Below are 26,390 nucleotides of genomic sequence, written 5' to 3'. Positions count from 1 at the left end.
CACACGAACCTCGGGCTCCGTAGCGGCGCCAAGCCGGTCGACCACTCAACGAGACGAAGCGAGCGCCCTTCCTCGAAGCTCGTCCCTCGTCTTCTTCAGCTGTTGCAGCCGGCAGCTCAGATCACTGTCGACGAGGATGCCCAGACGTGCGGTCTGGATTGCCTCAGCCAGGGCCAGGGCACGGTCCACGCGCGCAGTGTCCGTCTCGGTGGGGGACAGCTCGGCGTTCCGAAGGCCGATGGCGGCCAAGGACAGGAGCACGTCGGCATCGGAGGTGATGAGGGACGCGACCTCCTGCGAGAAGTCCGGGGCGGCGGGGTCGATGTCGAGCAGGAACTTGAAACGGGAGGTCCTCACCAGCCGGCCCTCGATGTCGAGCAGCAGGCGCGCGTAGTGGTCACGCGTGCCGGGATCGGTCCACTGGTCGAAGGCGTCGGCCACGGCGCGACCGAGGACGTGCAGCGTGTCGCGCAGGGGCCGGTCGTGCTTGCGGACCTCGGCCAGCTGCTGCCGATGCTCGAGCACGACGTTCTCGCCGACCTCGATGGCGCGTTCGATCTGTTCGAACGGCTGGCCCGGGCTGGTGGCGGACGCCAGCCAGTGGTGCAGGGGAGAGGCCAGTCCGTTGGAGCGTGCGCGGAGTGTGACGAGATCGCCGGCGGTCACGTCCACGCCGAGCCTGGCGAACGCCTTGTGCCAGGCCGTCAGCTGCGCAGCGGCGGCCCGATCGGCCGTGTCCTCGTCGACAGGGCGTAGGTTCAGGATGGCCAGCGACATGGTCGAGGAGATTCTGTCCAGGCACTGCAGCCATTCCCCTGCAGGCCATGTATCAGCCGTCTCGAACAGCCGGAGGCAGTCGTGGATGGTCTGCTGCGACAGGCCGGGCAGGTCCCGGTAGGCGTCGAACTCCATTGCCGGTCCGCGCCGCAACGCGGTGAACAACATGTCAGCGTAGAGACACCGAACGGTCAGGGTCTCCTCGTGGTCCGCTCCGAACAGCTCGGTGGCCAGGTCCACCAAGCCCAGCGCGCGCTTGCGGCATTCGACGGAGATGTCGGGCGGGATGGTCGCCTGCATGCTGCGAAGAGCACGGATGAGGTTCGCCAGCGAGCGGATGGTCGCAGACCGCACGGTTGTCGAGCTGCGCAGCAGCTCGAACTTCGATGGGACTCGCGGCACGAGGCGCTGCCAGTGGCTGGGCAGCCCCAGGTCGAGCTGCTCGGACCCGTGGTTTCGGGGTGCTTCGAACGGCAGGATGTCGTTGAAGAGACGCAGGTTTGCATCGATGTATGCCGCGAGCACCGGGGTGCGGTTGACGACGACGTCGAGGTGGCGTCGACCGCGCGAACCGGCCGAGATCCGGGCGAAGCCGGTGTCGGCCACGGCGTTGGCGATATGGGAGAGCAGCCGGTTGGTGGTCTCCTCCACGAGCAGACTGCTGCTCATGAGGCCGTCGGCTGTGTTCACCGCTACGGGCGAGACAACCTTCTCCATCAAGCCGTCCACGATGTTCAACGAGGCTGTGTCGGCCCACGATTCCCCGACCATCGCGGGCTGCGCGGTCTCAGGTTTCGAGGCGAACTCGATCGTTCGCCCGCTGGTCTGAGGCGGTTGCTGGGCCGGGGCATCCACCAAGGGCGTCCACTGCACGCTCGCCGCCCTCTGGATGGCCCGGGCCTGGTACGCGGCCATGGCCAAGGCGGGCTGGGCGACGAACGCATCGAGCTGCAGCGAGGCCCAGATGCAGATGCGACTGGCATGGGCCAGCGGTTGCCCGTCGTCTGCCAGCCCGGTGATCTCGAGAACCTCCTTCATCGGGCCCATCAACGAGCCGAACAGCTTGTTCGATCCCGTCAGCACGATCGCCGACTTCACGTCTGGTCCGAACTTGCTCAGGGTGGCTGAGGCGATCTTTGTCCCATCGAGAGGCGCCCAGCCAGGCGGCGACCCCCTGCCGATGTCGACGATGGTCAGCTCGTTGTAGTCGCACAACCATGGAGCGTCGGCGACCTGGGCATGAGGCACCGGCACGCCGAACAGGGCCGCGACGTTGCGGGCCAGCTTGGCCGTCGTCGCGTCGCGTGAGGTCTCGACCGTCGGGTAGTCCGGGACCGCCACGCGCAGACCCCGGGACCAGGGTGATTCATGCTTGGTCACGCCTCGAAAGCGTAGCAGCGCTAGATCGATCCTGCACGCTTGTCGAGAAGATTGCTGCAGCATGAAATATTTAGCGAAGCCTATTGCAGTTGCATTGGAAGTGAAGGATCATGAGAGTGTGAACTCACTCGCCGCCTCCTCCGTTCCTCGGTAGTCGCCGACCGGACCTGGCGACCACGCCCTCTAGCCGGAGGTTGCTCGCGAACTGTCATCGGAAACTGAAGGGGTGGGTGCGATGACGTATAGGGGATACGCAAGCTGGGCGGAATACGAGGCTGCACTCGACGCGCGTGAGGCCGCGCTGACTGCCCGCCTCGATGCGTACGCGACAGAGAGTGCACGCGCGGAATCGGCAAAGAGACCGGATTCAGCCGACGCTGCAGGACCTGCCGCAGAAGACGACTGAGCCAGGCGTCGCCGCTGCTGGGGCATCATGGCTCAGTGCTTCTGCCACCTGGCTCGGGGACCGATGTGGCCCATCAGATACAGGGCGGGCGTATGGTCGCGCCATGAGCCAGACCGCCCTGGTCACGGGCACCTCGACCGGTATGGGCCTGCACACGGCCATCGAGCTCGCGCGGCGGGGGTTCACTGTCGTCGCGACGATGCGCGACACCTCGCGGCGCGATGCCCTCGACGCCGCTGCGTCCGAAGGGGGCGTTGCTCTCGACGTCAGGTCGCTCGACGTCACCGACCACGACGCCGCCCGCGCGTGCGTCGAGAGCGTCCTCGACGACCATGGCCGCATCGACGTCCTCCTCAACAACGCCGGCCGCGGCGCCGTAGGGACGGCCGAGCAGCTGTCGATGGACGAGGTCCGCGCGCAGCTCGCGGTCAACTACCTCGGCCCGGTCGCGATGACCAAGCTCGTCCTACCTTCCATGCGCGAGCACGGTTCTGGCCGCGTCCTGACGGTGACCAGCGTTGGCGGGGCCGTCGGTCAGCCCTTCGCCGACGCCTACTGCGGGGCGAAGTTCGCCGTGGAAGGGTTCATGCAGTCGCTGGCGCCTGTGGCCCTGGCCCACGGGGTCCGCGTGTCGGTGGTCGAGCCGGCCGCCGTGGCCAGCGACTTCGTCGCGAACGTCGCCCGCCCCGAGGTGTTCGACGACGCATACTCCGCCCAGCTGTCGGCCTACATAGACCGTACGACTGCAGCGTTCGCCGCGGCCCAGTCGTCACAGGACGCGGCACGGGCGATCGCCGACGCCGCGACCGCGGGGGAGTACCGCTTCCGGTGGCAGACCTCCGAGCAGGCCTCGGCATTCGTCGGCGCCTCGCTCGCTGACCTGGACGGGATGCGGGTTCTCGGCGTGACCCGGGCCTGGATCGGGGTCACCGGGGCTTGACCGATCCCGCGGACTCGGCGACCGAAAGCCGAGGTCCTGCAGCGGCGAGAATCATCGTCGAGACGCCCTGGACGTCGAACCCGTCGACGGCGACCGACACGCATCTCACGGACTTCAAGGTGGACAGCAAGGTGGACGAAGTGACTCCGCAGGGAGGAATCCCGACGGTGACGCACCGACCGGGGAGCGCCAAGCCGGCCAAGACGATCGGCAACTCGAACCCGCTCCTGGACTACCAGTACGGCGCCGACCCGTTCGCCATGACCTACGACGGACGCGTGTACGTGTACATGACCTCGGACGGATCTCAGTACGACGCGAACGGGAACGTCGTCCAGACGTACGAGCACGACGACAGCGGCAACATCACGGACAACACGTACCGCCAGATCCGCACCCTGACCATCATCTCGTCTGCCGACCTGGTGAACTGGACGAACGAGGGACAGGTCAAGGTCGCAGGCTCTGCCGGCGCCGCAACGTGGGCCTCCAGCTCCTGGGCTCCCAGCGCGGCGCACAAGACGATCAACGGCACGGAGAAGTTCTTCCTGTACTTCGCCAACAGCGACGGTGGCATCGGTGTGCTCACGTCGGACTCGCCGGTCGGGCCCTGGACGGACCCGATCGGCAGGGCCCTCGTCAGCTGGTCGACTCCGGGCGTCGCGGGAGTCGTATGGCTCTTCGACCCCGCCGTCCTCATCGACGACGACGGCGCGGCATACCTCTACTTCGGCGGAGGCCTGCCGACCGGTCAGGTCGACCACCCCAAGACGTCCCGTGTCGTCAGGCTCGGTGACGACATGGTCAGCACGATCGGTTCGGCCGCGACGATCGACGCGCCCGGGCTGTTCGAGGACTCGGGGATCAACAAGATCAACGGGAAGTACTACTACAGCTACTGTTCCAACTTCAGCCATTCCTCGGTCATCGACGGCCACCCGATGAAGACCGGCACCATCACCTACATGGTGTCCGACAACCCCATGGGGCCGTTCACGTATGCCGGGCAGATCCTCGACAACCCGGGCACGTTCTTCGGGGTCGGGGGCAACAACCACCACGCGATGTTCGAGCTCGGTGGCCAGCTGTACATCGCCTACCACACATCGACGCTGCAGTCGGCGCTCGTCGCCGGTGGGTCGCTGGACAACGCACACGGCTACCGTTCGACGCACATCGACACGGTGACGATCAACCCTGACGGCACCATCGCGCCGATCACCGCCACCTACGAAGGCGTGAGCCAGCTCCGGACAGTCGACCCGCGCCAGCGGATCGAGGCCGTGACGATCGCCTGGGACTCCGGGATCCAGGACGCCTACGACGGTTCGTCCGGTGTGCGCGTGCTGCCGGTCGGGTCCGACACGAGCGGTCCGCAGAAGCTGACCAACATCCACAACGGCGAGTGGACGTCTGTCGCCCAGGTCGACTTCGGCAGCGACCAGGACGCTGGCGCCACCGCCCTGTCCGCCGACGTGCTTGCGAAGGTCGGCGGGCAGGTCGAGGTCCGCCTCGACGACCCGGATCCCTCCGTCGCGGCGAACCTCGTGGGCACTCTGACCATCCCGGCCCCCAGTGCGGGGGAGTGGACGACCGTGCGGACCAACCTGACCCGGACGGTCACCGGCGTGCACCACGTGTTCTTCGTCTACAAGGGCACCGCAACGAGCGAGCTGTTCGACGTCCTCGCATGGCAGTTCGGCTTCGACCAAGCGGGGCCGGTCGTTGCGGCGACGACCGATCGGGTGAGCGCAGATGGCGACGCAGGTGGTTCACCGGTGCGGGTCGGGGCAGGCAGCGGCGCCGGTCGATGACAGTCTTGCCTGTGGATCAGAGGCCTCTCCAGCGCGCTGCCCAGGCCTGGTAGCCGCCGGTGAGGTCGGTGGCCCGGTGCAGGCCGAGCTCGCGCAGGCTGGCCGCAGCGAGGCTGGAGCTGTAGCCCTCGTCGCACACCACGATGTAGCGCACGGTTGCATCCACGGCGAGAGGGAGGCGAGAGGGGCTGGTGGGGTCCAGGCGCCACTCCAGGACGTTGCGGTCGACCACGATCGCGTCCGGTAGTTCGCCATCCCGGCTGCGCTGCTCGGCCGCGCGGATGTCGATGACGACCGCACCGGCGGCGACCTCGGCTGCCAGGTCCTCGGGCTGCACACGATCGAGTGCTGCTCGCGCGCGTGCGAGCAGCACGTCTATCGCTGGCTGTTCGGCCATGGCAACCTCCTACCGAACCGTGGCTGGTCTGGACGAACTGGCGAGTCCGACGCGGTGCTCACTGCGTTGTCCGGCGCACTGGCGGCTTTCGCGCTGCAGCCGATGGTGGCCGCCATATCCGGTAGGTCGCCTGCCGCGGATTCCGCCATTACTGCGATATGTCTGGAATGCCGACCAATTCGCCTGTTGTTGACAACTGAGGCCGAGCGTACCCTCGTTTCGAGGAACACATTATCGGTGAGGTGGGTCGGATGATTGCTCCCCCGGAGGCCAGAGTGATCAAGGCCGGCAGGCTTGGACCACAACATCGCCACGGGTTGTCCCGGCGGCAGCTGCTGACAGCAGGCGGAGCCGCGGTGCTCGGCACTCCGCTTCTGCGCGCGGGACCCGCGTACGCAGCCCGCACTCCGGGGACACCCCGTCCCATCCCAGGCGGATTCGAGATCGAAGGCACCTTGTTCCACGTGGTGTTTGCCGGCGCGGGCGAGCCGAACACGATCACCGACTTCAACGGATTTGCCGGCGTTGCTGAGGTTGACGGCCACGGCACGGGAGCCGACGCAGGCCGCTCTTTCGATGTGGACATCCGATTCTTTGACGGCGAGTACGTCGCGACCGACGGAAAACGCTACAACGCCCATTTCGGCTTTGTTTGAGTAGATATCTACGAGGGGTCGGTCGACCCCACATTCGAAACCCAGATCCACGACTTCAACCCTGGTATCGCGGCTAATGGCCTGTTCTGGACCGTGCTCATCCCCGCGAACAGCGTGACCGTCTCTCCAGGAAGCGGCGCGGCCACATTCACGCTCACCGGGTTCCACGTGCCCGACTTCGGCACCATCCCCAACTCCCTGTTCGGGAGCCCGATCGGCACCGGCGTCCTCGATCTGACCATGACCTGGTCCGGAGGTGGCGAGGTCACCCGCGTGCGCGACGTCGAGAACGGATTCGTGGGCAAGAAAGTGACCGGCATGTCCCACACCGAGTTCACCGTCGACTTCGGCTCCGGGAGATACACCGCCGCAAGCGAGGACCAGGTGAGCTTGGTATCGGAGGTGTGGAAGGAGCGTAACGGCGTCTTCTTCTCGTAGGCGGCCGCGGCCGGTGAGCCGATAGAACTCGCAACGCCAGCCCGGGCGGCAGCTGCAGCACCGGGGTCACATCATCGTGTGCGGCTGTGCTTGGGCGCGCCCGCCCGGGATTCGTACCCGGGCGGGCGACGCTTCGGGACTCTCAGGCTTCGCTGGCCGGCACCATGTTGACCGTGCACACGAAGCGCTTGACGACGCCCGTGTCGACCAGGTCTCCGGCCGCCATCGCAGCCATCACCTCGTCTGTCGCGTCCAGCACGCCGTCGCCGTCGAGGTCACCCGAGGCCAAGGCGGCGGCATACCCGTTCGGGAGGCTGACCGCGTGGACCGCCCACCGTCCGCCGTTGAAGTCGGGGTACCCGGGTGCCGACGTGATCACGCTCAGCTGCGCTCCGCCGAAGCTGTAGATCGTGTCGTAGCTGTGCTCGGGCGCTCCAGTGCCTGAAAGGTCCGTCGGTGTCCCCACGGTGCGGTAGAGGACGTGGTTGAAGTACAAGGCCGGACCCGACACACCCGCTGAGGCCGCGCCGGCGCTGAGCGCGACGGCGGCGCATGCGGTTCCGAGAGCAGCCGCGATGGTTGCGCCAGATCTGCGGATTCGCTTGGCGTACATGGAATTCACCTCCGTTGGCCGGTCGGTCGACCGGGCTTCCTCGATTCAACGAGGTGTGCACGGGCCAACGCCATGACGTGAGGCTTACCGGGTCCTTACGAGCAGGTGACGTCGCCACCAGGATTGGGGGTCGCGCTGCGTGAGGGACTCCGTGCGGACCCATCCTGCCGTTCACGCCGCGCACGCCTGCCTCAGGCTGGAGTCCGGTTGACGGAAGCCGGAGCCGATGCTGGAGTGGGCCATGAGCCGAGTCGGGGAACCTGTCATCGCCATCCGCACCGCGGTCCCGGCAGACCTGTCCGAGCTCCAGCGGATCTACCGGTCCGCTTCGTTGTCGAACGCCGGAGACGCTCCGCTTTTGCTGGCCCGCCCCGAGTTCCTCCACTTCGCTGGCGAGGGCGTCCCCGAGGGCCGCACGCGCGTAGCGGAGGCCGACCTCGAAGGGGTGGAAAGGATCGTTGGATTCGCGACGGTGACCGTGGAAGCCGGAGCCGTCGGCGAGCCCGAGCTGGTCGACCTGTTCGTCGACCCGCAGTGGCATCGACGAGGTGTTGCGCGGCGGCTCATCGAGGACGCCGTGCAGACCGTGCGCACGGCTGGTGGCCGGCGGTTGTGGGTTACCGGCAACCCCCACGCGTCTGGCTTCTACGCCGCCGTCGGGTTCGTCGGCGACGAACCCGTCGCCACCGAGCTCGGCCCGGGCCTGCGTCTGCACCTCGACGCGGGCTGATGCGACGCACCAGACGGCGCACATGCTGACCCGGATCGGATGCACGCCGGGACGCTCGGTGACCACCCCGCCGGCGCGCCCGGAGCCGACGGGCTACGAGTGCGTCCCGTCGTCGCACGGCGCTCACCGAGTGCTCACCGAGTGCTCACCGAGCGCTCACCGAGCGCTCAGCCAGTGGGGCGCAGCTCGGGGCTGGTGGGGGCGGACGGGGTGTGGCTGCCACGGAGCAGGCCGAGGGCGCCCACCGGGAAGATGAGAATCGACAGAACGCCGGCGGCTACGAGCGCCGCGGCGTTGACCGGGGAGACGAGCCCGGTGTCGACACCAATCATGGACGCGGTGACCAGGAATGGCAGCGACGTCGCCTGGAGCAGACCGGCAGCCGCGGTCTCGCGCCCGGACAGCCGGCCGCGGAATACCAGGGCGGGGAGGCCGCGCGCGAGGAGCAGCGCGGCAAGGAAGACCGGAGTCCGGGCCAGCGCCGCCGGGTCGGCGACCAGCCCGGCGACGTCGAGCCTCATGCCGCTGGCGATGAAGAAGACCGGGATCACGAACCCGTTGCCGATGGCCTCCAGCTTGGTGCGGAACTGGGGATGGGTGCTGGTGTCTCGGTCGATCGCACCGACCACCGCGCCTGCCAGCAGCGCCCCGAGGATGGTCTCGAGTCCGAACCGTTCGGCGAGCACGACGAACCCGAGCAGCAGCACGACCGCCGCGCGGACCCGTATCTCGGCGGTCGTGTCCTGCAACCTCAGCACGAGGTCACCGAGCGGTCGCCACCGCTCGGTGAACACCAGCCCGGCGGCGACGAGGATAACGACGCCGGCGAACGAGACGAGCAGCACCACCCGCGCACCGACGCTCGAGGTTCCCTCGGAGAAGAGCAGGGTGAGGAGCAGAATCGCCGCGACGTCCGCCAGCGTCGCCGCCGCGATCGTGAGCCGACCGAGAGTCGAGTCGAGCCGGCCGGCATCCTTGAGCACGGGGACGACGAGGCCGAGGGAGGTGGCCGAGAGTGCGATGGCGATCAGCAGCGGCCCCTGCACCCAGCCGGCCGCGGTCACCACAAGACCGATGCCGCCGCCCAGCGCCAGGCTGAGCAGGTAGCCCAACGCCGCGAGGCGCAGCACCGTGCCGCGCAGCACGCGCACGTCGAGCTCGAGGCCGACCATGAACAGCAGGAAGGCCAGGCCGATCACGGCCATCACCTGCACGGCCAGGTCCGCCTCGGCAACGCCCAGGACCGCGGGCCCGAGCACGACCCCGGCCACGATCTCCATGACGACGGCCGGTACCCGCACCCTGGGAATCACGCTCACCAGCAGCGGCGCGGCGAGCGCGACCACGGCGACGATGAGCAGGTTCTCGAATCCGATGGCCGGCATCGGTGGCTCCCTCCTGACGCGTGTGTTCAGGAGTCGGTGCACGCAGGGGTGGCCGGCGTTACGGCACCGCGGGACCTGGGTTGTCGCGCCAGTCGGCGAAGGCGTCCAACAGCCGCTGCCGTCCCGGTGCGGACAAGGCCTCCTCCGGCAGCGAACCGAGCAGCTTGATCGTCAGCCGGAACTGGGCCAGGTAGTGGTCGCACCCGGGGCACAGCCGCAGGTGCTCCTCGAACGCCGCCCGCTGCGCGGCGGGCAGCGCGTCCTCGAGGTAGGCCGTCACCAGCTCCACGAGCTCCTGACAGGTCATCGGGCCACCTCCCCGGAGGGCGCCTCCACGCCGGCGAAGTAGCGCTCCAGGTGCGCGCGGACCACGGCCCGGCCCCGGTGCAGCAGGACACGCTGGTTGCTGGCGGTGATTCCCAGCATGCGGCATACCTCGTTGGAGGTGTGTCCCTGCAGGTCCCGCAGGACCACCACGACGCGCTGCCGGTCGGGAAGGTCGCCCAGTGCGACCCCCACGACATCATGGACCTCCCGGGTCAGCGCCACCTGCTCGGGCCAGTCGTGAGGGAACTGCCGCCAGCCACCCGGTGCCCAGTCCTGCGGTCCCTGGAACCGTGACGGGTCGACCGTCGGCCCCTCATCCTCGGCGGCGAGGCTGGCGAACGGGATGGTGCGGTGCTCGCGCACACCGTGACGCTTGGCCTGGTTGACCAGGATCCGGTAGACCCAGGTGCGCAGCGACGCGTCCCCGCGGAACCCGTCCAGCCCGTGCAGCACGGCAAGCCACGTCTCCTGAACCACTTCCTCGGCCGCACCAGCGGAGGCCACGTGTGCCCGCGCGAGGCGCAGCATCCACCCCGACCACCCGTCGACCACCGTGGCGAACGCCTGTTCGTCGCCCGCCTTCAGGCAGGCCACGAGACTGAGGTCGTCGGGCGACCCGACGCGCGCCGTGGTCCCCGCCATGGGCCGAACGTACCGAACCGGGCCACGAAGGGGCCATCGTCGTGACGCACCGCGATCGGTGCAGTCACCAGCACGGGTGACAAACGATGGCGTCAGCGGTACTCCGGGTTCTCGAAGTCGTAGTGCATGCCGGCCTCCCACTCAGTCCGTAGGTTGCCGTATGCCGGTATGCCGCCGGCCTGCCTCAGCAGCGTTGCCATGTGCATCAGGTTCCAGGTCATAAAGGTCGTGTTGCGGTTGGTGAAGTCGTTCGCCGGACCACCGCTGCCCGGGTCGAGGTACGACGGGCCAGGTCCAGCCTCACCGATCCAGCCGGCATCCGCCTGCGGCGGGATCGTGTAGCCGATGTGCTGCAGCGAGTACAGGATGTTCATCGCGCAGTGCTTGATGCCGTCCTCGTTGCCGGTGATGAGACACCCGCCGACCCGGCCGTAGTACGTGTACTGCCCCTTCTCGTTCATGTCCCCGGACCCCGCGTACAACCGCTCGATGATCCGTTTGGTCATGCTGGAGTTGTCGCCGAGCCAGATCGGGCCGGCGATGACGAGGATGTCACTGGCCATGACCCGGCGGTAGATCTCCGGCCACTCGTCCGTGTCCCAGCCGTGCTCGGTCATGTCGACGTAGACCCCGGTGGCGATGTCGTGGTCGACAGCCCGCAGCACCTCGACCTCGACGCCGTGCTTGGCCATGATCGCGGCGCTGACGTCGACCAGCCCCTGCGTGTGGCTCTGCGCCGGTGACTTCTTCAACGTGCAGTTCACGTACATCGCCCGCAGCCCCGAGAAGTCGTAGCTGGTGTCAGACATTGTTGCTCCTTCGTCCTGCAGCTCTCGTGCGGCCGGCGCAGCTCGCGCGGGTGCGCACTCGGTGGACTGTTCCGACGAGGCACAGTTCCGCGGGAGGGGCACGCCGTTACGCGGCGCGTCCGGGAGCGCTGCGAAGCAAAGGGGTTCCAGGACACGGCAGACCACACCTGCAGGCAGCGCGAGCCCAGAATCGGTGGTTCGGCTGCGCCATCGCTACAGCACGGTGTAGCTCGGAATGAGGGTCATCGCCGGCTGAAACGCGTACCGGTGAGGCGCCGGGCGCGCCAACCTGCGCCGCCGTGATTGTCGAGGGGCAGACTGCCTACCCAGTGATCTGTCGCGATTCGAGGACGCGAAGCCCGCTGCCCCAGATGATCGGCGCATGGACAAGTCCATTCATCCCGACGGGCCGTCGCCGGACTACCTCAGGCTCGTGAGCACCCCGGTTCGCGAAATGGCTGGGATCATGCGGAGTGGCGAAGTACCCGACGTCCAAGCGATCTCGGGCTGGGAGTGGCGCGGCACGAACATACCGGCCGCCTCGGCGCGACTGCTCGGAATTCGCCGCTTCATCAAGGGTTTCCACGCTGTCGATGACCAGTTCGCGGGATACAACGTCTCGGTGGCCGGGAGCGTCATGGAGTCGCCGTGGCTGGAGCGGCGGCAGCGTGATGGTCGACGCGAATGGGCACGTTTCGCCGTCGCGCGGGTGGACGCGACCACCACGGATACCCCGCACAGCAACGCCCTGCTCCTCGACTACGGCGCGGTCGATGCGCCCGAGCCGGGGCTTGCTCGGCGATTGCGGGACTACGTGGTGCGGGTGTCGCCCGGCTCGGACGATCTCCTGCTCGGTCATGCCTTCATTACGCTGGGCAACCAGCGTGTCCCCGTCGGCTGGTTCGCCCTCGAACGGCTCCAACCGATTACCGGTCACTAACGGGTGGGGCGCGTGTGGTGCTCACAGCGGTCATGGAGGCCTCGGACACGTAGCGGCGCCCGGTCACGGCCCACTCGTCGTGGGTCTCGCCCAGGACGGCGCCCGCGAGGCGGAGCGGTTCGACCACGGGTATGCGGCGTGCGGAGGAGATGGCGTTCAACCACAGGTCTGTGCGTGGGGCCATCCCCGGGGGCGGTCGGGGCTGGCCGCGTTCTGTGTCCGTCAGGGCGTTCCTACCGTTGCTGTCATGGACACCGACCGCACGTATGCCGACTCGCGCGCCACCTCGGAACAGAGCTGGAACCGGCTCACGAGGACGCTCGGCGTCCTAGGACTGGTCACCGTCCCGCTGCTGTTCGCCCCGACTATCGCGATCTCCACCCTCGGAGAGCCTGACTTCAGCGGGCCTCCGGGAGACGTCACCGCCTTCCTCGACGCCGTCAGCCAGACCTCCTGGGCACCGGCAGCCACGGCGCTCCAGATCCTCGGCTCCTTGGCCCTGCTCTGGTGGGCGGTCGGGTTCGCCGTGTTGTTGCGACGCCACGAGGGCGAGCCGGCGTGGCGCTCGACGGTGGCACTCGCATCCATCGTGATCTTCGCGGCATACGTCGTCCTTGAGCCTTTCTGGGCAGCTGCAAGCGCACGCGGGTCGGTGAGCCGTGAGCTCGCGGTCTTCGCCTTCGACGCGGGCAACATCGGGTTCGCGAACTCGTGGCTGGCGCTGGGGAGCTTCGCAGTGGCGTGCGGGTGGGTGGTCCTCTCGGCGCGAGCGCTGCCCCGGTGGCTCGGCTGGCTCGCCGTCGCCTCCGGCGTCGGCTTCGTCCTGGCCCGGCTTGACTGGACGAGCGGCGCGTGGTTTCTGCCCTACGCGGCCTTCTGGGTGTGGGTCGTCGCCGTCTGCGTCGTGCTGCTGCGGCGCGGCGCGAGCGAGACCGCGCACCCGCTGGCCCGGGCCTGACGGACATACCAACCACGCAGGGCCGCGGTGCCTCCCCGCACAGCCGTGTCGGCGGCCGCGACATGCTATGTCCGTCGGGACGGGTCCCTGCAGGTCGAGACCGGGAGCGCCGAGCACGACGGCCGGATCGTCGCGGACATCATCGCCAAGTGGGCACCCACACGGACCCTTCAACCTCCACCTGACCGGGCCCGCGGGAGGGACTTACCGAGGGAACACCCACCATGCCGACGGTCCGGGCGGTCTTGGCATCCTCGAGATCGATGCGATCGAGTGCTTGCGTGATCGAGGTGCTCCAGGGCTGGGCGTCGGGTCGCTCGTCAACTTCGCGGCGCTGGTTGGAACAGCTCGATGAGGTTCCCGTCGGGATCTGCCAGCAGGATCTGGCGGCCCCCCGGGCCGGACACGACCTCGGTGCGGAAGCTGAGCCCGGCCGCACGGAGCCGGTCGATCTCGGCATCCAGGTCCTCGAGGATCAGATGGATGCGGTTGCGACCGGGGAGGTTGAGATCCTCGGGGGTGGCGCGGGCGCCGGAGCTCGACGGTCCGGACAGCAGGACCCGCAGGGGCCCGCGTACGACGTCGGCGAAGGCCGGGGCGGCACTCATGTTCACCTCGAAGCCGAGGTGTCTCGTGTAGAAGTCGATGGCTGACTGGACGTCCTCGACGATGTAGCGGACGCTGGCGTACCGGTTGGCCGACATCATGGATCAACCTCCTGGTTTCGGCGAGGGTCCCGCGAACGTGGCAGTCCGCGGGCATCCATCCACCGTGCCACAGCCCATACTTGGTGACTATCGCGTGGCTCGATGCGGGCCGATGACGTATGCCGGGCCCTGCCGTCAGCTTCGTGGCGCCAACGGGTCGAACCCCGAACCGTCGTGCGGCTGCACCACGTCTCGCTCAGGTGGGACAGACCGCGGAACCTCGACAATCGACTTGCCACACAATCGACCGTTTGCTTGCAGTTTCGACCATAATGTCGTTTCGTCCCCTGCTCGAGGGGGCACGCGAGCCCGGAGGTGCCAATGTTCGCTCGGTCAGCATCCACCACACGCCGCGCCCGGACACCGCTTCGGCTGGGCGTCGGGCTGACCGTGGTACTGGTCGCGGCGTTCGGTCCCCCCGCGGCCGCGGCCGGTGATCATCAAAATTCCGGTGACGCGCCGTACCGCGGCAAGGTGGTCTCGCTGCTGCAGCACATGACGCTGGAGCAGAAGGTCGGCCAGTTGTTTGTCATCGAGGTGGCCGGTCGTGATGCCAACGCGGTGAGCGCCACGGCGAAAGCCACCAACCAGCGCCTGTTCGGCGTCGACACCCCGGCCCAGGCGATCGCGAAGTACCAGCCCGGTGGGGTCATCTACTACACGACGCGCAACAACGACGACAACATCGGCGACCCGGCGCAGGTGGCCACCCTGTCCAACGGCCTGCAGACCGCCTCGCTGGCGCAGCCCGCGCACATCCCGCTGCAGATCTCGGTCGACCAGGAGGGTGGTGCGCTCGTCGCCCGCTTCGGCGCCCCAGCGACCCAGATGCCGGGCAACATGGCGCTCGGCGCCGGGCGTTCGGCCGCCGACGCACGGCGCTCGGCGGAGGTCATCGGCACCGAGCTGGCAGCCGTCGGCGTGACGCAGGACTACGCGCCCGTCTCCGACGTCAACATCAACCCGAACAACCCCGTCATCGGGATCCGCTCCATCGGCGGCGACCCCGGCCTCGTCTCCGACCTCGCGTCGGCACAGGTCGGTGGCTACCACTCAGGCGGGATCTCAGCGGTCGCGAAGCACTTCCCTGGCCACGGCGACACCGGCGTGGACAGCCACTTCGGGCTTCCGCAGGTCACGCACTCCCTGGAGCAGTTCGAGGCGATCGACCTGCCGCCGTTCAGGGCCGACATCGCCGCCGGAGTCGACACGATCATGACCGCCCACGTCGTCTTCCCCGCCGTGGACCCGTCCGGAGCCCCGGCGACGATGAGCCACAAGATCCTCACCGGCGTGCTTCGCGACGAGCTCGGCTTCGACGGACTGATCGTCACCGACGCACTCGACATGGCGGGTGCTACGGCGACGTACCCGCCGAACGTGGCACCGGTCCAGGCGATCCTCGCCGGGGCAGACCAGCTGCTCGTCCCGCCGCAGATGGACGTGGCGTACGCCGCCGTGCTCGACGCGGTCCGCAGCGGCGAGATCAGCCAGGGGCGGCTCGACGAGTCGGTCTACCGGATCCTGCTGCACAAGTTCCAGCGCGGCATCGTCGGCGACCCGCTCGTCGACACTGCGGCGGCGCCGCAGATCATGGGCGCCCCCGGTCACCTGGCCGACGCGCAGGCGATCACCGACCGCACCACGACCCTGGTCAAGAACGACGCCGGCCTGCTGCCCCTGGCTGCCGGCCCGCGCCGCGTGCTGGTCGCCGGCTGGGGCGTGGGCACGACCCAGACGATGGCGACGGCGCTCACCGCACGCGGCGCGACGACCCAGGTCCGCGAGTCCGGCACCACGCCGTCGGCCACCGCCATCGCCAACGCGGTCGCGGCCGCGCAGAGCTCGGACCTCGTCGTCGTGTCGACCAACAACGCGTACGCGATCGACACGACCACGGGGCAACCGACCGCGGCTGCGGCGGCGCAGACCCGTCTGGTGCGAGCGCTGCTGGCGACCGGGAAGCCGGTGGTGGTCGCGGCCATGCGCAATCCGTACGACGTTGCGTCGTTCCCCGAGGCGCCGACCGTGCTCGACACCTTCGGCTACACCGCCGACCAGATCGAGTCGCTGGTGCGTGTGCTCTTCGGCGAGGTGAATCCTGCCGGCCGGCTGCCGGTCTCGATCCCCCGCGCGGACGGCACCGGCGAGCTGTACCCGTTCGGCCACGGCCTGGGCTACTGACGGGGGTCGGTCCCGGTCTCGGAGGTATAGCAGCGGGACTGTCCGCGGCATCCCGGACCGGTGGCCGGTCCCCAACGGGATGCTCATTGGCTTGCGGTGAGACGACGTCTGAGGTTGCGAAACTGGCGGGTCTGCATGGCGAAATGCATGGGTTCGCCGAGGAGAAATGCAAACGGACGAGTGATCCACGGTGGGCCGCCCAGGTTGCGCGACCGAGCGATCAGGCGTGTTCCTTCCTCGGCGGGTCGCCTCCCATCTGAGCCAGCCACCGCCAGACGCTCTCGGGGGGTGCCGGAAGGGTCGTGGCCATCGCGGCCCAATCGTCGGGATCCGGGATGAGCTCATCGGTGAGGTCAGCGCCCATGGGCAAGTCGTCGACTGGCACGGGCGTGCTGCGATCTTGGCAGGATGGCGTCAGGTCGTGGTCGTCCCGGACTCCACGCTGGGATGGGCCGCGTGAAGGCTCTCGACATCGCCGGGCCCGTGCCTTCAGCTCGGCGCTGGTGCCTCGAACTGGTCAGCGACGTGTTCGGCGAACCGTTTGACGGCGTCCCATTCGGTGTAGACGTAGTCCCGGGAGAGGTCGAGCCCGAGGTGGCCCGGCTTGTCCCGGGCGATCTTCTTCATCATGTGCCGCTTGATGTATCCGTACTGCGTGTAGAGCAAGGCACCGCCGAAAAACGCGACCTTGTCGGGGTGCCAGCCGGTCTCTTCTTCGAACTGGTCGACGTACCCCTCCGCCTCCTGCCGGTCGCCGAAGGCGGCAAGGCTCACCGAGAAGAACGCCGAGGGAAGCCGTGCCAGAGTGTCCAGATTCTTCTGGACGAAGCGCACCACGTGTCGGTCGTGCTTGCCCATGTGTATCGAGGCGCCGACGACGACGCCGTCGTAGCCGTCCGGGATCGTGTCGGCCAGGCTCTTCACGTCGAGGCGATCTGCCTCGTGGCCCCGCTCGCGCAGGATGTGGGCGATCACCTCGGCGATCCGGGCCGTCTGGCCCTCGGTTGTTCCGTATGGGATGAGGACTCTGGACACTGTGGTCTCCCTTCGGCGTTCTCAGGTTTGAGATGCAGCTCCGCCTGTTCGCACACGGCAACTCGGCACCCTCCAATGAGACTCACGCCCTGAGCTTTCGCAGTGAAGGGGCGAAGGTCACATCACCTCCTCTCGTGCCACTGCCTTTGCTGGCATGGGCGGTTCGGCCGCAGAGATGGAACGGCCCGCAGGTGGCCGCCGTGGCATTGGCGGTTCTTTTCGCTGGGCTCGTTAGGCCCGCGCCAGGTCCGGTCGTGGTGGCCTGCCTCGTGGCAGGCTCAGCAGCCGTCACAGGCATCGGGCGGCCGCAGCTCGCGGATCTTCGCGGGTTGGGGCGTGTCGCCTACTGGCCGCTGGATCTCCTCGTGCTGGCGGCTTTCGGCGGGGCACTCTGGTACGGCTGGACGATGGTGGTCGCGGCCCGCGATGGCGCGTTGGATGACAACACCAATGGTCTGATGCACCTGCCGATGCAAGCGGGTTTTGGCCTCGCTATCGCCGCCTCCGCAGCGGCTGCGTCCTGGGCCTTGGTGGCTCGGAGCCCGGGCTGGACCGTTGCCTTCATCCCGGCGGCCCTCTCTGCATCGTGGTTCGGCGTCGTGGCCCGGGCCTACCCGGAGCATCTCGGCAGCATCGGCGAACTAGGAGGCAGTCTCGCGATTGGCTGGGGTCTGCTTCTGATGGTGACGGCATGCGTTACCGGCCTGCTGACCCGCGAGCACAAATAGGTGCACCTCCCGGCGTGGGGTGCCCACAGCTTTGGGCGAGGCGCATGGGAGCCGGGACTCTCGGCCTCGGGTCACGTCCGTCACAAGTGCGGGGGCTGCCTTGTCTTACCTGTTGACGGGCGGCTCTGGATGCCGTCGGAAACAGAGAGGCATGCGATGAGGATCGTGGTGATCGGCGGTACGGGCCTGATCGGGTCGAAGCTGGTGGCGAAGCTCAGTGAGCACGGACACGACGCGGTGGCGGCGGCCCCGAACACCGGAGTCAACACGTTGACGGGGGAGGGGCTCGCTGAGGTGCTGCAAGGGACCGAGGTCGTCGTCGACGTGGCGAACTCGCCGTCGTTCGAGGCCCAGGCGGTGATGGACTTCTTCCGTACCTCGACCGGGAACCTGCTCGCTGCCGAGGCAGCTGCCGGTGTGCGGCACCACGTGGGGCTGTCGATCGTGGGGACCGAGAGGATGCCGGAGAACCACTACTTCGCGGCCAAGATCGCGCAGGAGGAGCTGATCCGCCAGTCGGGTGTCCCGTTCTCGCTGGTGCACGCGACGCAGTTCTACGAGTTCGTGCCAGCGATCGCGGACGATGCCACCGTAGGCACAACCGTGCACATCGCACCCACGGCGTGGCAGCCGATCGCCGGGGAGGACGTGGCCACGAACCTGGGCCGCATCGCCGTCGGGGAGCCGCTCAACGGGAGCATCGACATCGCGGGTCCGGAGCAGTTCCAGATGGACGAGTTCTTCCGTAAGGCTCTTGCCGCTCGCTACGATCCGCGCGACGTCGTGACCGATCGACACGCCAGGTACTTCGGCTCGGAGCTGTCCGAACGGTCCCTGGTCCCGATCGGCGACGCCATCCTCGGTGAGGTCCGTTATGACGACTGGGCCGCACGAGCCACACCCGGAAAGTGACTGCGAGTCATGAGCGACTACGAGTTCCTGCACAACCTCGAGGTGGAGGTCGAGACGCGCCTCGAGCTCGTCGGGCCGACCGAGCCGTCCGTGTATGCGGCCCTGCCGTCCGCCGAGTGGCAGATCGACCCGACCGATGTGGAACGTGAGGTCGTAGGTTTGAGAAGCCTGATCGGGGCGATCGAGTCGTTGGAGTCGGACATCGCAGCGACCGGCCTCGACCAAGGTGTCTGACGACCTGGACGAGGCTGCCGCGACGTTCGATGCGGTCCGCCCCCGGCTGATAGGGATCGCGTACCGCATGCTGGGCAGTCACAGCGAGGCCGAGGACCTCGTGCAGGACGTGTGGATCCGGTGGCAGGCGGCGGATCGCGGTTCCGTCGTCAGCCCCGTGGCCTACCTCTCGACGGCGGTGACCCGGTTGGCGATCAACGAGCTCAAGACGGCGCGAGCGCGGCGCGAGACGTACATCGGTCCATGGCTGCCCGAGCCGGTCGATACCAGTGCCGACCCGTACCTAGGCGCCGAGCGTGGCGAGGCCCTGAGTTTTGCCGTCCTGCTGGTCATGGAGAAGCTCACGCCTACTGAGCGTGCGGCATACATCCTGCGCGAGGCGTTCGACTACCCGTACAACGAGCTTGCCGGCATCCTGCAGACCACAGAGCCTGCGGTCCGCCAGCTCGTCAGCAGGGCGCGCAGGCGGCTGGCCGCCGAACAGCGCCGGGAGATCAGTGCGACCCAGCAGCGGGAGCTGCTCGAGGCGTTCGTCACCGCAGCCCGCTCTGGTGACCTCGCAGCGTTGGAGCGGCTGCTGGCCAAGGACGCCATCAGCTACTCCGACGGTGGTGGCGCCGTGCGCGCCTCGCGGTTCCCCGTCGTCGGCGCGCCGCGGGTGGCGAAGTTCCACCGGGCCTTCGCCCCGCGGTTCTGGGTGGGCGTCGAGGTGCGCTGGGGCACGGCGAACGGTCAGCCGGTCGCCGTGCTGCACCATGACGGCGACGTCTTCGCGGCGCTCACGGTCACCGTCTCGACCGAGGGAATCGACCAGGTGCTATGGATGATGAACCCCGTCAAGATCACCGCGATGACCGCCTGACCTTCAGCCACAGGGAGCAGACGTGCATGGTGGAGCGGCCGACTCGGCAGGCGGCATACGCGACGAGGATCTGGTCGTCCTCACCTTCGCCGCGGCGTGCGAGGCCGGCAGCGTTTCGGCGCTTCGCGACCTGCTGGCGACAAACGCGAGCGTCGTCACCGACACCGGCCGCTCGGCCGACGCTGCCGTGCAGCCGCGGCACGGCGCGGACGAGTGCGCACGGTTCGTGGTGGACCTGCTGAGCCAACATGCCGGCGCGACTCTCACGCTCGAGGCGGTGAACGGCCGGACCGGCGTTGGCGTGCGCAGGTTGGGCCAGCTTGTCGCGATGGTGACCCTCGGCGTCGTGGCGACAAGGGTTGTCCACGTCTGGATCGTGCTGAATCCCGACAAGCTTCGGCACTGGCAGCACGGCTGATCGGAGCAGGCTCAGCGGGTGCGGGTGAACCACACCGTGATCAGGGTGGCCCTTCATCTTTCATGACTCAAGAGGGCGTCGCGGCAGGAGGTGAGCATCGACTGAAGGTCGGCGCGCTGAGCTGGGCTCAGCCCTGCGGTCATGCGTTGGGCGATCGCGGCAATCTCCGCGTGCGCCTGGGAGACCACGCCGAGCGCACGGGCGGTTGGGACGGTCGCACGTTCACGGCGAGGACCGGGCTTGTCTGACCGCTCGACCAGGCCGCGCTTCTCGAGTCCCTGAAGAAGGACGTTCATGGACTGGCGCGACACGAAGGTGCGGCGGGCCAGATCGGAGCTGGTGATGCCCGGATCGTCTCGCAGGTTCTGAAGGCACGCGTACTGCGGAACGTTGAGCCCCAGGGGCCGCAGGGCCTCATCCATCCGTTGATGTAACACCGCCTGCGTCTCCTTGACCAACACGCCCAACTCCTCCGGCACCGTGCGGCGCACCTGTTCGTTCATGTCAACAGTTTGACATATCGGCCAAGCCAGTGTCAGACTGTTGACACTGCCCTACTAGAGAGACATTGAGGCGATCCCCATGAACAGCACAACGACCGGCCCCGATTTCGTGTCATTCCAGGTCCGCGACCTTGCCGCCGCAGCGGCGTTCTACGAGAACACGGTTGGGCTCAACCGGCTGCCGGCCCCGAATCCGGAGGTGGCGGTGTTCTCCGCAGACGGTGTGTCGTTCGCAGTGCGCAAACCGTTCCCGGGCGTCGACCTCGATGCCGTCGGCCAGCTCGGGGCAGGCGTCGGCGTGTGGTTCCGCGCCGACGACGTGGTCGGTCTGCACCAGCGGTTGATCGAGCAGGACGTGGCCATTTCCCAGGACCTGTTCGAAGGGCCGTTCGGCACTCAGTTCTCGTTCCGCGATCTCGACGGGTACGCGGTCACCATCCACTCCAAGGCCTGAACGCTCCCGATGGGTTGACGGACCACGGCCGCCGGCCGCGGGCGGCAGGCCTGCCGGCGCGTCCGGTCAAGCCGCGGCTGCGGCCGGACTGCTCGTGGTTGTGTTGTTCGAACCCGCGGGCTCGAGCGCGGCGGCGAGGATTTCCTTGACGTCGGAGACCAGGCTCACGGTCACCGCCTCCAGGACCTCCTTCGGGACGTCGTCGAGGTCGGGCTCGTTGCGCTTGGGCAGGAACACCTCGGTCAAGCCGGCCCGTTGCGCGGCGAGCAGCTTCTGCTTCACGCCGCCGATGGGCAGGACCCGTCCCGTCAGGGAGATCTCACCGGTCATGCCGACCTCGGCCCGCACCAGTCGGCCGGTCAGGAGCGAGACCAGGGCGGTTGTCATCGTTACGCCCGCAGATGGCCCGTCCTTGGGGACCGCGCCGGCCGGGAAGTGCACGTGTACCGGTCGGTCCAGCTGCGCCGGGTCTATGCCGAGCTCGTCGGCGTGGGCGCGGACCCACGACAACGCGATCTGCGCGGACTCTTTCATGACGTCCCCGAGCTGCCCGGTGAGGGTGAGGTTCTGCCTGTCGCCGGGGACCGAGGTGGCCTCGACGAAGAGAACATCGCCGCCCATTCCCGTGACCGCCAGCCCGGACGCGACACCGGGAACCGAGGTGCGTTCCCGCGACTCGGGGGTGAACCTGGGTCGGCCGATGAGGTCTTTGAGGTCGTCCAGGTCGATGGCCACCGGGGTGTTCCTGAGTGAGGCCTTCCGGAATGCCTTGGCCAGCAGCCGCTCCATCTGTCTCACACCGGCTTCGCGGGTGTGGTTCGCGGCAATCTCCCGCAGCGCGTCGTCGGTGATGGTGAGCTCGTCCGGGGTCAGCGCGGCGCGCTCGAGCTGGCGGGGCACCAGGAAGTCACGCGCAATGGCGACCTTGTCCTCCTCGGTGTACCCGTCGATGGTCACCAGCTCCATCCGGTCCAGCAGAGCCGGTGGGATGGTCTCGAGCACGTTCGCGGTCGCGATGAACAGCACGTCGGACAAGTCGAGGTCGAGCTCGAGATAGTGGTCGCGGAACGTGTGGTTCTGCGCCGGGTCGAGCACCTCGAGCAGCGCCGCGGCCGGGTCGCCCCGGTAGTCCGAGCCGACCTTGTCGACCTCGTCGAGGAGCACGACCGGGTTCATCGACCCGGCCTCCTTGATGGCCCGCACGATACGGCCGGGGAGCGCACCGACGTAGGTGCGGCGGTGGCCGCGGATCTCGGCTTCGTCACGAACGCCACCCAAGGCGACCCGGACGAACCTACGCCCCAGGGCTCGGGCGACCGACTCACCCAACGATGTCTTTCCGACGCCTGGAGGGCCGGCCAGCAGCACGACGGCGCCCGAGCCACGGCCGCCGACGACCGACAGGCCACGCTCGGCGCGGCGGGCCCGGACCGCGAGGTACTCCACGATCCGCTCCTTGACCTCGTTCAGCCCGTGGTGGTCCTCGTCGAGCACCGCGCGGGCCGCATTGATGTCGGCAATATCCTCGGTCGTCACGCTCCACGGCAGGTCCAGGACCGTGTCGAGCCAGGTGCGGATCCAGCCCGCCTCGGGGTTCTGGTCGCTGGAGCGTTCCAGCTTGTCGACCTCCCGCAGCGCCGCCTCACGGACAGCCTCAGGCAGGTCGGCGGACTCCACCCGCGCCCGATAGTCGTCCGAGCCGTCCGGCTCGCCCTCACCGAGCTCCTTGCGGATCGCGGCGAGCTGCTGACGGAGCAGAAACTCGCGCTGGTTCTTCTCCAGTGACTCCCGGACATCGGACTCGATCTGGTCGTTGACCTCGGACTCTGCCAGGTAGGTCTTCGTCCACTCGATGAGCAACGGGAGCCGCGCTGCCACGTCGGGCGTCTCGAGCAGCTGGTGCTTGCGCTCGGTCGACAGGTACGGCGCCCAGCCGGCAGTGTCGGCGAGCAGGTCGGGGTCGGTGATGGCGTTGATCGAGTCGATGATCTGCCAGGCCTCGCGCTTCTGCAGCAGCTCGACGACGAGCTTCTTGTAGTCGCCCGCCAGAGCGCGCAGCTCGTCGGTCACAGGTGTCGGGTCGACCGGTTCGGCCTCGACCCACAGGGCGGCGCCGGGGCCGGTCACGCCGACGCGGATGAGCGCACGTGAGCCAGTTCGCAACACCGCGGCTGGTGCGCCGCCGCGGAACGTGCCGACCTTCTCGACCTGCGCGACCACGCCGTATGAGGGGTAGGCGCCGTCGAGGCGGGGTGCTACGAGGAGTTCGGGGGTGCCGCCGTTGGCGGCGGACTGTGCCGCGTCGACCGCTGCGCGCGCTCCCTCGGTGAGCTCGATCGGCACGACCATTCCCGGCAACAGCACCACGTCGTCGAGGAACAGCACCGGAAGTTGTTTCGAGGTCATCAGAGTCCTTGTCACAAGTTGAGTTGTTCTCACTCAACCCTGGGACCTGGCCTGTTGTTCCCGGTGGCACCGTTCGGCCGATGGCACGGCATCTGGGCACCCCGCTGGGTCAGTGGGACGGGGCACCCGGTCGCCTGGGCCGTGTCATTCGCTGCGTGGCTCAGCACGTCTCGTCATCGAGTCGGCCCAGGATCTGGCGGGCTGCGTCGCGCAGGGCGTGCTGCGCGCCCGTGTCGAGGGCGTCGAAGACGAGGCCGCGTACGCGTTCGACGTGCCCCGGCGCCGCCTGGACGAGGTAGTCGTAGCCGGCGTCGGTGAGGATCGCGTTGGTGAACCGGCCGTCGCTCGGATCGGGCTCGCGGCGCACCAGGCCGCGTTTCTCGAGACGGGCCATCAGGTGAGAGAGCCGAGAGAGCTCGGAGTTGGCCAGGACCGCGAGCCGGCTCATCCGGATCGTGCGGTCCGGCTGGTCGGACAGGCCGGCCAGGACGTAGTACTCGACGAAGCCCAGGTCCGAGTCGCACTGCAGCTGACTGCTCAGGGCCGCCGGCAGCCTGGCAAGCAGCAGGTTCAACGCCTGCCAGGTCTCCAGCTCGTCGGAGGTCAGCCAGCGCGCTTTGCGCGTCGACGGCCCCTGGCTTCCACCCATGCGCCCAGTGTAGGGCCCCGCCGCCCGTGACTTGAACATTCATGTGATCTGGTGGACCATGGCTGTTACATGAAGATTCAAGTCAAATCTGAAGGAGGAGCCCGGTGAGGGATCTGAAGATCGCCGTCATCCTCGGCAGCACCCGCCCTGGTCGCAATGGCAAGGCGGTGGCCGACTGGGTGATCGAGCAGGCCCGGGGCCGTTCCCGCGCGACCTACGAGCTGGTCGACCTGCTGGACTACCCGCTGCCGCACCTGGACGAGCCGCTGCCCGCGGCGATGGGCCGCTACCAGCACGAACACACCAAGCAGTGGGCGGCGACCGTCGCCCAGTTCGACGGGTTCGTGTTCGTCACACCGGAGTACAACCACTCCACCAGCGGTGTGCTGAAGAACGCCATCGACTACCTGCAGGCCGAGTGGCACAACAAGGCAGCCGCCCTGGTCGGGTATGGCGCCGTCGGTGCCGCCCGCGCGGTCGAGCACCTGCGCGGTGTGCTCAGCGAGGTCCAGATCGCGCATGTCCGGCAGGCGATGGCGTTCTCGTTCTTCACCGACTTCGAGAACTTCTCGGTCTTCACGCCGGCCGACCTGCACAAACAGTACGTCGGAGTGATGTTCGACCAGCTCGAGGCGTGGGCCGGCGCGCTCAAGCCCTTGCGCGCAAACCAGGAGGCCGCGGCGTGAACGCCGTCGTCTGGTCACCGTGCTGCTGGCCCGCGTCTTCCTTGCCGCGGGAGTCATGAAGCTCACCGGGGCGCAGTCCGAGCTCGTCCGGGCCGGGCAAGGTAGGGCGCGCGACCTCGCGTCAGGCCGGGGCGACGTCGTCACCGGATGACGCCGGGGCGAAGATGGGCGCATGACTGAAGGCACGCCGGCGGCCACGGACCACGGGCCGAACGGTCTGCCGCCCTACCTCACCGCGACCGCCGCAGAGCTCGCGGCCGAGCGGGTCGCCGGGGCTGACGAGGACGTCCACTTCACCGAACGCCTCGCAGCGGAGGTCATCAGCCGCCTCTCGCGGCCGGGTGACCGTGTCCTCGACCCGTTCGCCGGGTTCGGCACGACCCTCGCAGTCGCCCACCGCCTCGGCAGGTTGGCGGTCGGTGTCGAGCTGCTGCCCGAGCGGGTCGAGCTCGTCCGGTCGCGGGTCCCCGAAGCGACCATCATCGAGGGCGACGTGCGGGGCCTGCACCGGCTCGTCACCGAGCCGGTCGACCTCTGCCTCACCTCGCCGCCCTACCTCACCGCCAACGACCACCCGCACGACCCACTGACCGCCTACACCCGGATCGGCGGGGACTACGGCACCTACCTTCGGGACCTGGCCGCGATCGTCCGGGACGTCCGCAACCTCTTCCGGCCGGGCGGCCACCTCGTCCTCAACGTCGCCAACATCCGCCACGCCGGCTACACGACGACCCTCGCGTGGGACGTCGCGAGAACCGTGAACCGGGTGCTGCCCTTCCTTGGCGAGACCATCGTCTGCTGGGACACGCTCCCGCACGACCTCACCGGCGACTACCTGCTCACGTTCGGTGGCGAAGGGTGAGCCGCGCGCGGGAGCCGGCCCAGCGGCATACCGGATAGGTCGTATGCCGCTAGGCCAAAGCGGACGGTAATGCGGCCCTGGGACGCCGAAAACCGTAGAGCTACAAGCACTCTCGGGCCATGGCGAGGCTGTGACCAGCACTGATGAAAGCGCGGCCAAGGACTCGAACCCCGAACCCAGTGCGTCTCGGGCTGCGTCGAGCGTTGCTGCCCGTCACTGCCCGCAAAGGTCAATTGACGTGCAGGTATGCCGTTCTGCGTGGACTCCTCCCTTGCCTGCCTGTTTCCGTCCAAAGGCGGGAGGTTACGCGGGCGCAGGATCCGTCCGAGCCTGTCCATCGACTGCCCGAGCGACACCGTCACGCGATGCCCGCAGCGCGCGTGTGACCTGGCGTCGTGCAGGACCGCTCGGGCTCCACCGCAGCCGGACCCGAGCTCTCGGTAATTCGCCAGTAACGGCGCCCACCTAGCCTCGCCGGCGAGATCGAAACCGTGCCCGAAGCCACACCGGGACCACCGCGGGGCAGATCCCTGCT

At 68.2% G+C, this 26,390-nt stretch carries 29 protein-coding genes; 17 read left to right on the top strand and 12 right to left on the bottom strand.

Annotated elements, in window-relative coordinates:
• Nucleotides 1-45: 45 nt before the first annotated feature.
• A complete protein-coding gene (locus ACWEOW_RS10205; protein WP_452269080.1) occupies nucleotides 46-2,157 on the bottom strand; it encodes a hypothetical protein in 2,112 nt (703 codons plus the stop codon).
• 509 nt (nucleotides 2,158-2,666) lie between these two features.
• On the opposite strand from ACWEOW_RS10205, the gene ACWEOW_RS10200 reads away from it, so the two are divergent.
• A complete protein-coding gene (locus tag ACWEOW_RS10200) occupies nucleotides 2,667-3,503 on the top strand; it encodes an SDR family NAD(P)-dependent oxidoreductase (protein ID WP_452269079.1) in 837 nt (278 codons plus the stop codon).
• Between the two features lie 140 nt (nucleotides 3,504-3,643).
• Nucleotides 3,644-5,317 carry a glycoside hydrolase family 43 protein gene (locus tag ACWEOW_RS10195; RefSeq protein WP_452269078.1) on the top strand — a complete coding sequence of 558 codons (1,674 nt, stop codon included), beginning with the start codon at nucleotides 3,644-3,646 and terminating at the stop codon, nucleotides 5,315-5,317.
• 16 nt (nucleotides 5,318-5,333) lie between these two features.
• Here ACWEOW_RS10195 and ACWEOW_RS10190 read toward each other — a convergent pair whose 3' ends face one another.
• Nucleotides 5,334-5,714 (bottom strand): rhodanese-like domain-containing protein, encoded by a 381-nt coding sequence (locus ACWEOW_RS10190; protein WP_452269077.1) that lies wholly within the window; start codon nucleotides 5,712-5,714, stop codon nucleotides 5,334-5,336.
• Between the two features lie 251 nt (nucleotides 5,715-5,965).
• Here ACWEOW_RS10190 and ACWEOW_RS10185 point away from each other — a divergent pair, with 251 nt between their 5' ends.
• Both ACWEOW_RS10185 and ACWEOW_RS10180 read left to right on the top strand, forming a co-directional pair.
• On the top strand, nucleotides 5,966-6,370 hold the full coding sequence (locus ACWEOW_RS10185) for a hypothetical protein (RefSeq protein ID WP_452269076.1): 405 nt from the start codon (nucleotides 5,966-5,968) through the stop codon (nucleotides 6,368-6,370).
• Between the two features lie 93 nt (nucleotides 6,371-6,463).
• Nucleotides 6,464-6,808: a hypothetical protein gene (locus ACWEOW_RS10180; protein ID WP_452269075.1), complete on the top strand. Its 345-nt coding sequence runs from the start codon at nucleotides 6,464-6,466 to the stop codon at nucleotides 6,806-6,808.
• A 142-nt stretch (nucleotides 6,809-6,950) separates the two neighbouring features.
• Here the strand turns inward: ACWEOW_RS10180 and ACWEOW_RS10175 are convergent, their stop codons facing one another.
• Complete coding sequence (locus tag ACWEOW_RS10175) at nucleotides 6,951-7,421, bottom strand: hypothetical protein (RefSeq protein ID WP_452269074.1); 471 nt, start codon at nucleotides 7,419-7,421, stop codon at nucleotides 6,951-6,953.
• 241 nt (nucleotides 7,422-7,662) lie between these two features.
• Between ACWEOW_RS10175 and ACWEOW_RS10170 the strand changes: the two genes are divergently transcribed.
• Nucleotides 7,663-8,151: a GNAT family N-acetyltransferase gene (locus ACWEOW_RS10170; protein ID WP_452269073.1), complete on the top strand. Its 489-nt coding sequence runs from the start codon at nucleotides 7,663-7,665 to the stop codon at nucleotides 8,149-8,151.
• 167 nt (nucleotides 8,152-8,318) lie between these two features.
• Here ACWEOW_RS10170 and ACWEOW_RS10165 read toward each other — a convergent pair whose 3' ends face one another.
• The 4 genes from ACWEOW_RS10165 to ACWEOW_RS10150 all read right to left on the bottom strand — a co-directional run bounded on the left by ACWEOW_RS10165 (nucleotide 8,319) and on the right by ACWEOW_RS10150 (nucleotide 11,314).
• Nucleotides 8,319-9,536 carry a cation:proton antiporter gene (locus ACWEOW_RS10165; protein WP_452269072.1) on the bottom strand — a complete coding sequence of 406 codons (1,218 nt, stop codon included), beginning with the start codon at nucleotides 9,534-9,536 and terminating at the stop codon, nucleotides 8,319-8,321.
• A 58-nt stretch (nucleotides 9,537-9,594) separates the two neighbouring features.
• A complete protein-coding gene (locus ACWEOW_RS10160) occupies nucleotides 9,595-9,843 on the bottom strand; it encodes an anti-sigma factor family protein (protein ID WP_452269071.1) in 249 nt (82 codons plus the stop codon).
• Complete coding sequence (locus ACWEOW_RS10155; protein WP_452269070.1) at nucleotides 9,840-10,505, bottom strand: RNA polymerase sigma factor; 666 nt, start codon at nucleotides 10,503-10,505, stop codon at nucleotides 9,840-9,842. Before ACWEOW_RS10155 ends, ACWEOW_RS10160 begins: the two co-directional genes overlap by 4 nt.
• Nucleotides 10,506-10,597: 92 nt before the next feature.
• A complete protein-coding gene (locus ACWEOW_RS10150) occupies nucleotides 10,598-11,314 on the bottom strand; it encodes a flavodoxin family protein (protein WP_452269069.1) in 717 nt (238 codons plus the stop codon).
• A gap of 382 nt (nucleotides 11,315-11,696) precedes the next feature.
• Here ACWEOW_RS10150 and ACWEOW_RS10145 point away from each other — a divergent pair, with 382 nt between their 5' ends.
• Together ACWEOW_RS10145 and ACWEOW_RS10140 are read left to right on the top strand one after the other, a co-directional pair.
• On the top strand, nucleotides 11,697-12,254 hold the full coding sequence (locus ACWEOW_RS10145) for a hypothetical protein (RefSeq protein WP_452269068.1): 558 nt from the start codon (nucleotides 11,697-11,699) through the stop codon (nucleotides 12,252-12,254).
• Between the two features lie 247 nt (nucleotides 12,255-12,501).
• Nucleotides 12,502-13,212 (top strand): hypothetical protein, encoded by a 711-nt coding sequence (locus ACWEOW_RS10140; protein ID WP_452269067.1) that lies wholly within the window; start codon nucleotides 12,502-12,504, stop codon nucleotides 13,210-13,212.
• Between the two features lie 320 nt (nucleotides 13,213-13,532).
• On the opposite strand, the gene ACWEOW_RS10135 is transcribed toward ACWEOW_RS10140, so the two are convergent.
• A complete protein-coding gene (locus tag ACWEOW_RS10135) occupies nucleotides 13,533-13,919 on the bottom strand; it encodes a VOC family protein (protein ID WP_452269066.1) in 387 nt (128 codons plus the stop codon).
• A 321-nt stretch (nucleotides 13,920-14,240) separates the two neighbouring features.
• On the opposite strand from ACWEOW_RS10135, the gene ACWEOW_RS10130 reads away from it, so the two are divergent.
• Nucleotides 14,241-16,103: a glycoside hydrolase family 3 protein gene (locus tag ACWEOW_RS10130; RefSeq protein ID WP_452269065.1), complete on the top strand. Its 1,863-nt coding sequence runs from the start codon at nucleotides 14,241-14,243 to the stop codon at nucleotides 16,101-16,103.
• Nucleotides 16,104-16,592: 489 nt separating this feature from the next.
• Here ACWEOW_RS10130 and ACWEOW_RS10125 read toward each other — a convergent pair whose 3' ends face one another.
• The gene (locus ACWEOW_RS10125; protein WP_452269064.1) at nucleotides 16,593-17,138 is read right to left on the bottom strand and encodes a flavodoxin domain-containing protein; all 546 of its coding nucleotides are present in this window, start codon (nucleotides 17,136-17,138) and stop codon (nucleotides 16,593-16,595) included.
• A gap of 269 nt (nucleotides 17,139-17,407) precedes the next feature.
• On the opposite strand from ACWEOW_RS10125, the gene ACWEOW_RS10120 reads away from it, so the two are divergent.
• From ACWEOW_RS10120 to ACWEOW_RS10100, 5 genes are all read left to right on the top strand, one after another.
• Nucleotides 17,408-17,866, top strand: a complete 459-nt coding sequence (locus ACWEOW_RS10120) for a hypothetical protein (protein WP_452269063.1) — start codon at nucleotides 17,408-17,410, stop codon at nucleotides 17,864-17,866.
• A 156-nt stretch (nucleotides 17,867-18,022) separates the two neighbouring features.
• Nucleotides 18,023-18,778, top strand: a complete 756-nt coding sequence (locus ACWEOW_RS10115; protein ID WP_452269062.1) for an SDR family oxidoreductase — start codon at nucleotides 18,023-18,025, stop codon at nucleotides 18,776-18,778.
• A gap of 9 nt (nucleotides 18,779-18,787) precedes the next feature.
• Nucleotides 18,788-19,012, top strand: coding sequence for a hypothetical protein (locus ACWEOW_RS10110; RefSeq protein ID WP_452269061.1), 225 nt, complete (start codon nucleotides 18,788-18,790; stop codon nucleotides 19,010-19,012).
• Complete coding sequence (locus tag ACWEOW_RS10105; protein WP_452269060.1) at nucleotides 19,005-19,874, top strand: RNA polymerase sigma-70 factor; 870 nt, start codon at nucleotides 19,005-19,007, stop codon at nucleotides 19,872-19,874. Before ACWEOW_RS10110 ends, ACWEOW_RS10105 begins: the two co-directional genes overlap by 8 nt.
• Before the next feature lie 22 nt (nucleotides 19,875-19,896).
• Complete coding sequence (locus ACWEOW_RS10100) at nucleotides 19,897-20,292, top strand: hypothetical protein (protein ID WP_452269059.1); 396 nt, start codon at nucleotides 19,897-19,899, stop codon at nucleotides 20,290-20,292.
• 53 nt (nucleotides 20,293-20,345) lie between these two features.
• Here ACWEOW_RS10100 and ACWEOW_RS10095 read toward each other — a convergent pair whose 3' ends face one another.
• A complete protein-coding gene (locus ACWEOW_RS10095; protein WP_452269058.1) occupies nucleotides 20,346-20,795 on the bottom strand; it encodes a MarR family winged helix-turn-helix transcriptional regulator in 450 nt (149 codons plus the stop codon).
• 79 nt (nucleotides 20,796-20,874) lie between these two features.
• Here ACWEOW_RS10095 and ACWEOW_RS10090 point away from each other — a divergent pair, with 79 nt between their 5' ends.
• Nucleotides 20,875-21,249, top strand: coding sequence for a VOC family protein (locus ACWEOW_RS10090; RefSeq protein ID WP_452269057.1), 375 nt, complete (start codon nucleotides 20,875-20,877; stop codon nucleotides 21,247-21,249).
• Between the two features lie 66 nt (nucleotides 21,250-21,315).
• Here the strand turns inward: ACWEOW_RS10090 and lon are convergent, their stop codons facing one another.
• Both lon and ACWEOW_RS10080 read right to left on the bottom strand, forming a co-directional pair.
• Nucleotides 21,316-23,655 carry an endopeptidase La gene (gene lon / locus ACWEOW_RS10085; RefSeq protein ID WP_452269056.1) on the bottom strand — a complete coding sequence of 780 codons (2,340 nt, stop codon included), beginning with the start codon at nucleotides 23,653-23,655 and terminating at the stop codon, nucleotides 21,316-21,318.
• A 160-nt stretch (nucleotides 23,656-23,815) separates the two neighbouring features.
• A complete protein-coding gene (locus ACWEOW_RS10080; protein WP_452269055.1) occupies nucleotides 23,816-24,304 on the bottom strand; it encodes a MarR family winged helix-turn-helix transcriptional regulator in 489 nt (162 codons plus the stop codon).
• Nucleotides 24,305-24,408: 104 nt separating this feature from the next.
• On the opposite strand from ACWEOW_RS10080, the gene ACWEOW_RS10075 reads away from it, so the two are divergent.
• Genes ACWEOW_RS10075 through ACWEOW_RS10065 form a run of 3 tightly spaced genes read left to right on the top strand, consistent with a single transcriptional unit; the run spans nucleotide 24,409 to nucleotide 25,855 of the window.
• Nucleotides 24,409-24,990, top strand: coding sequence for an NADPH-dependent FMN reductase (locus ACWEOW_RS10075; protein WP_452269054.1), 582 nt, complete (start codon nucleotides 24,409-24,411; stop codon nucleotides 24,988-24,990).
• Nucleotides 24,991-25,009: 19 nt separating this feature from the next.
• Complete coding sequence (locus ACWEOW_RS10070) at nucleotides 25,010-25,141, top strand: hypothetical protein (RefSeq protein WP_452269053.1); 132 nt, start codon at nucleotides 25,010-25,012, stop codon at nucleotides 25,139-25,141.
• A 21-nt stretch (nucleotides 25,142-25,162) separates the two neighbouring features.
• The gene (locus ACWEOW_RS10065; protein ID WP_452269052.1) at nucleotides 25,163-25,855 is read left to right on the top strand and encodes a DNA methyltransferase; all 693 of its coding nucleotides are present in this window, start codon (nucleotides 25,163-25,165) and stop codon (nucleotides 25,853-25,855) included.
• Nucleotides 25,856-26,390 lie beyond the last annotated feature (535 nt).

The sequence above is a fragment of the Monashia sp. NPDC004114 genome (assembly GCF_053603855.1).
Note: the sequence above shows the minus strand (reverse complement) of the source record. Positions and strands in the feature narration are given on the sequence as shown.

Bases quoted from the DNA above. Each gene is read 5' to 3' on its own strand.
- ACWEOW_RS10200 (WP_452269079.1), top strand. From the start codon at position 2,667: ATGAGCCAGACCGCCCTGGTCACGGGCACCTCGACCGGTATGGGCCTG.
- ACWEOW_RS10190 (WP_452269077.1), bottom strand. From the start codon at position 5,714: ATGGCCGAACAGCCAGCGATAGACGTGCTGCTCGCACGCGCGCGAGCA.
- ACWEOW_RS10185 (WP_452269076.1), top strand. From the start codon at position 5,966: ATGATTGCTCCCCCGGAGGCCAGAGTGATCAAGGCCGGCAGGCTTGGA.
- ACWEOW_RS10175 (WP_452269074.1), bottom strand. From the start codon at position 7,421: ATGTACGCCAAGCGAATCCGCAGATCTGGCGCAACCATCGCGGCTGCT.
- ACWEOW_RS10170 (WP_452269073.1), top strand. From the start codon at position 7,663: ATGAGCCGAGTCGGGGAACCTGTCATCGCCATCCGCACCGCGGTCCCG.
- ACWEOW_RS10165 (WP_452269072.1), bottom strand. From the start codon at position 9,536: ATGCCGGCCATCGGATTCGAGAACCTGCTCATCGTCGCCGTGGTCGCG.
- ACWEOW_RS10160 (WP_452269071.1), bottom strand. From the start codon at position 9,843: ATGACCTGTCAGGAGCTCGTGGAGCTGGTGACGGCCTACCTCGAGGAC.
- ACWEOW_RS10155 (WP_452269070.1), bottom strand. From the start codon at position 10,505: ATGGCGGGGACCACGGCGCGCGTCGGGTCGCCCGACGACCTCAGTCTC.
- ACWEOW_RS10150 (WP_452269069.1), bottom strand. From the start codon at position 11,314: ATGTCTGACACCAGCTACGACTTCTCGGGGCTGCGGGCGATGTACGTG.
- ACWEOW_RS10145 (WP_452269068.1), top strand. From the start codon at position 11,697: ATGGACAAGTCCATTCATCCCGACGGGCCGTCGCCGGACTACCTCAGG.
- ACWEOW_RS10140 (WP_452269067.1), top strand. From the start codon at position 12,502: ATGGACACCGACCGCACGTATGCCGACTCGCGCGCCACCTCGGAACAG.
- ACWEOW_RS10135 (WP_452269066.1), bottom strand. From the start codon at position 13,919: ATGATGTCGGCCAACCGGTACGCCAGCGTCCGCTACATCGTCGAGGAC.
- ACWEOW_RS10130 (WP_452269065.1), top strand. From the start codon at position 14,241: ATGTTCGCTCGGTCAGCATCCACCACACGCCGCGCCCGGACACCGCTT.
- ACWEOW_RS10115 (WP_452269062.1), top strand. From the start codon at position 18,023: ATGAGGATCGTGGTGATCGGCGGTACGGGCCTGATCGGGTCGAAGCTG.
- ACWEOW_RS10110 (WP_452269061.1), top strand. From the start codon at position 18,788: ATGAGCGACTACGAGTTCCTGCACAACCTCGAGGTGGAGGTCGAGACG.
- ACWEOW_RS10095 (WP_452269058.1), bottom strand. From the start codon at position 20,795: ATGAACGAACAGGTGCGCCGCACGGTGCCGGAGGAGTTGGGCGTGTTG.
- ACWEOW_RS10090 (WP_452269057.1), top strand. From the start codon at position 20,875: ATGAACAGCACAACGACCGGCCCCGATTTCGTGTCATTCCAGGTCCGC.
- lon (WP_452269056.1), bottom strand. From the start codon at position 23,655: ATGACCTCGAAACAACTTCCGGTGCTGTTCCTCGACGACGTGGTGCTG.
- ACWEOW_RS10080 (WP_452269055.1), bottom strand. From the start codon at position 24,304: ATGGGTGGAAGCCAGGGGCCGTCGACGCGCAAAGCGCGCTGGCTGACC.
- ACWEOW_RS10065 (WP_452269052.1), top strand. From the start codon at position 25,163: ATGACTGAAGGCACGCCGGCGGCCACGGACCACGGGCCGAACGGTCTG.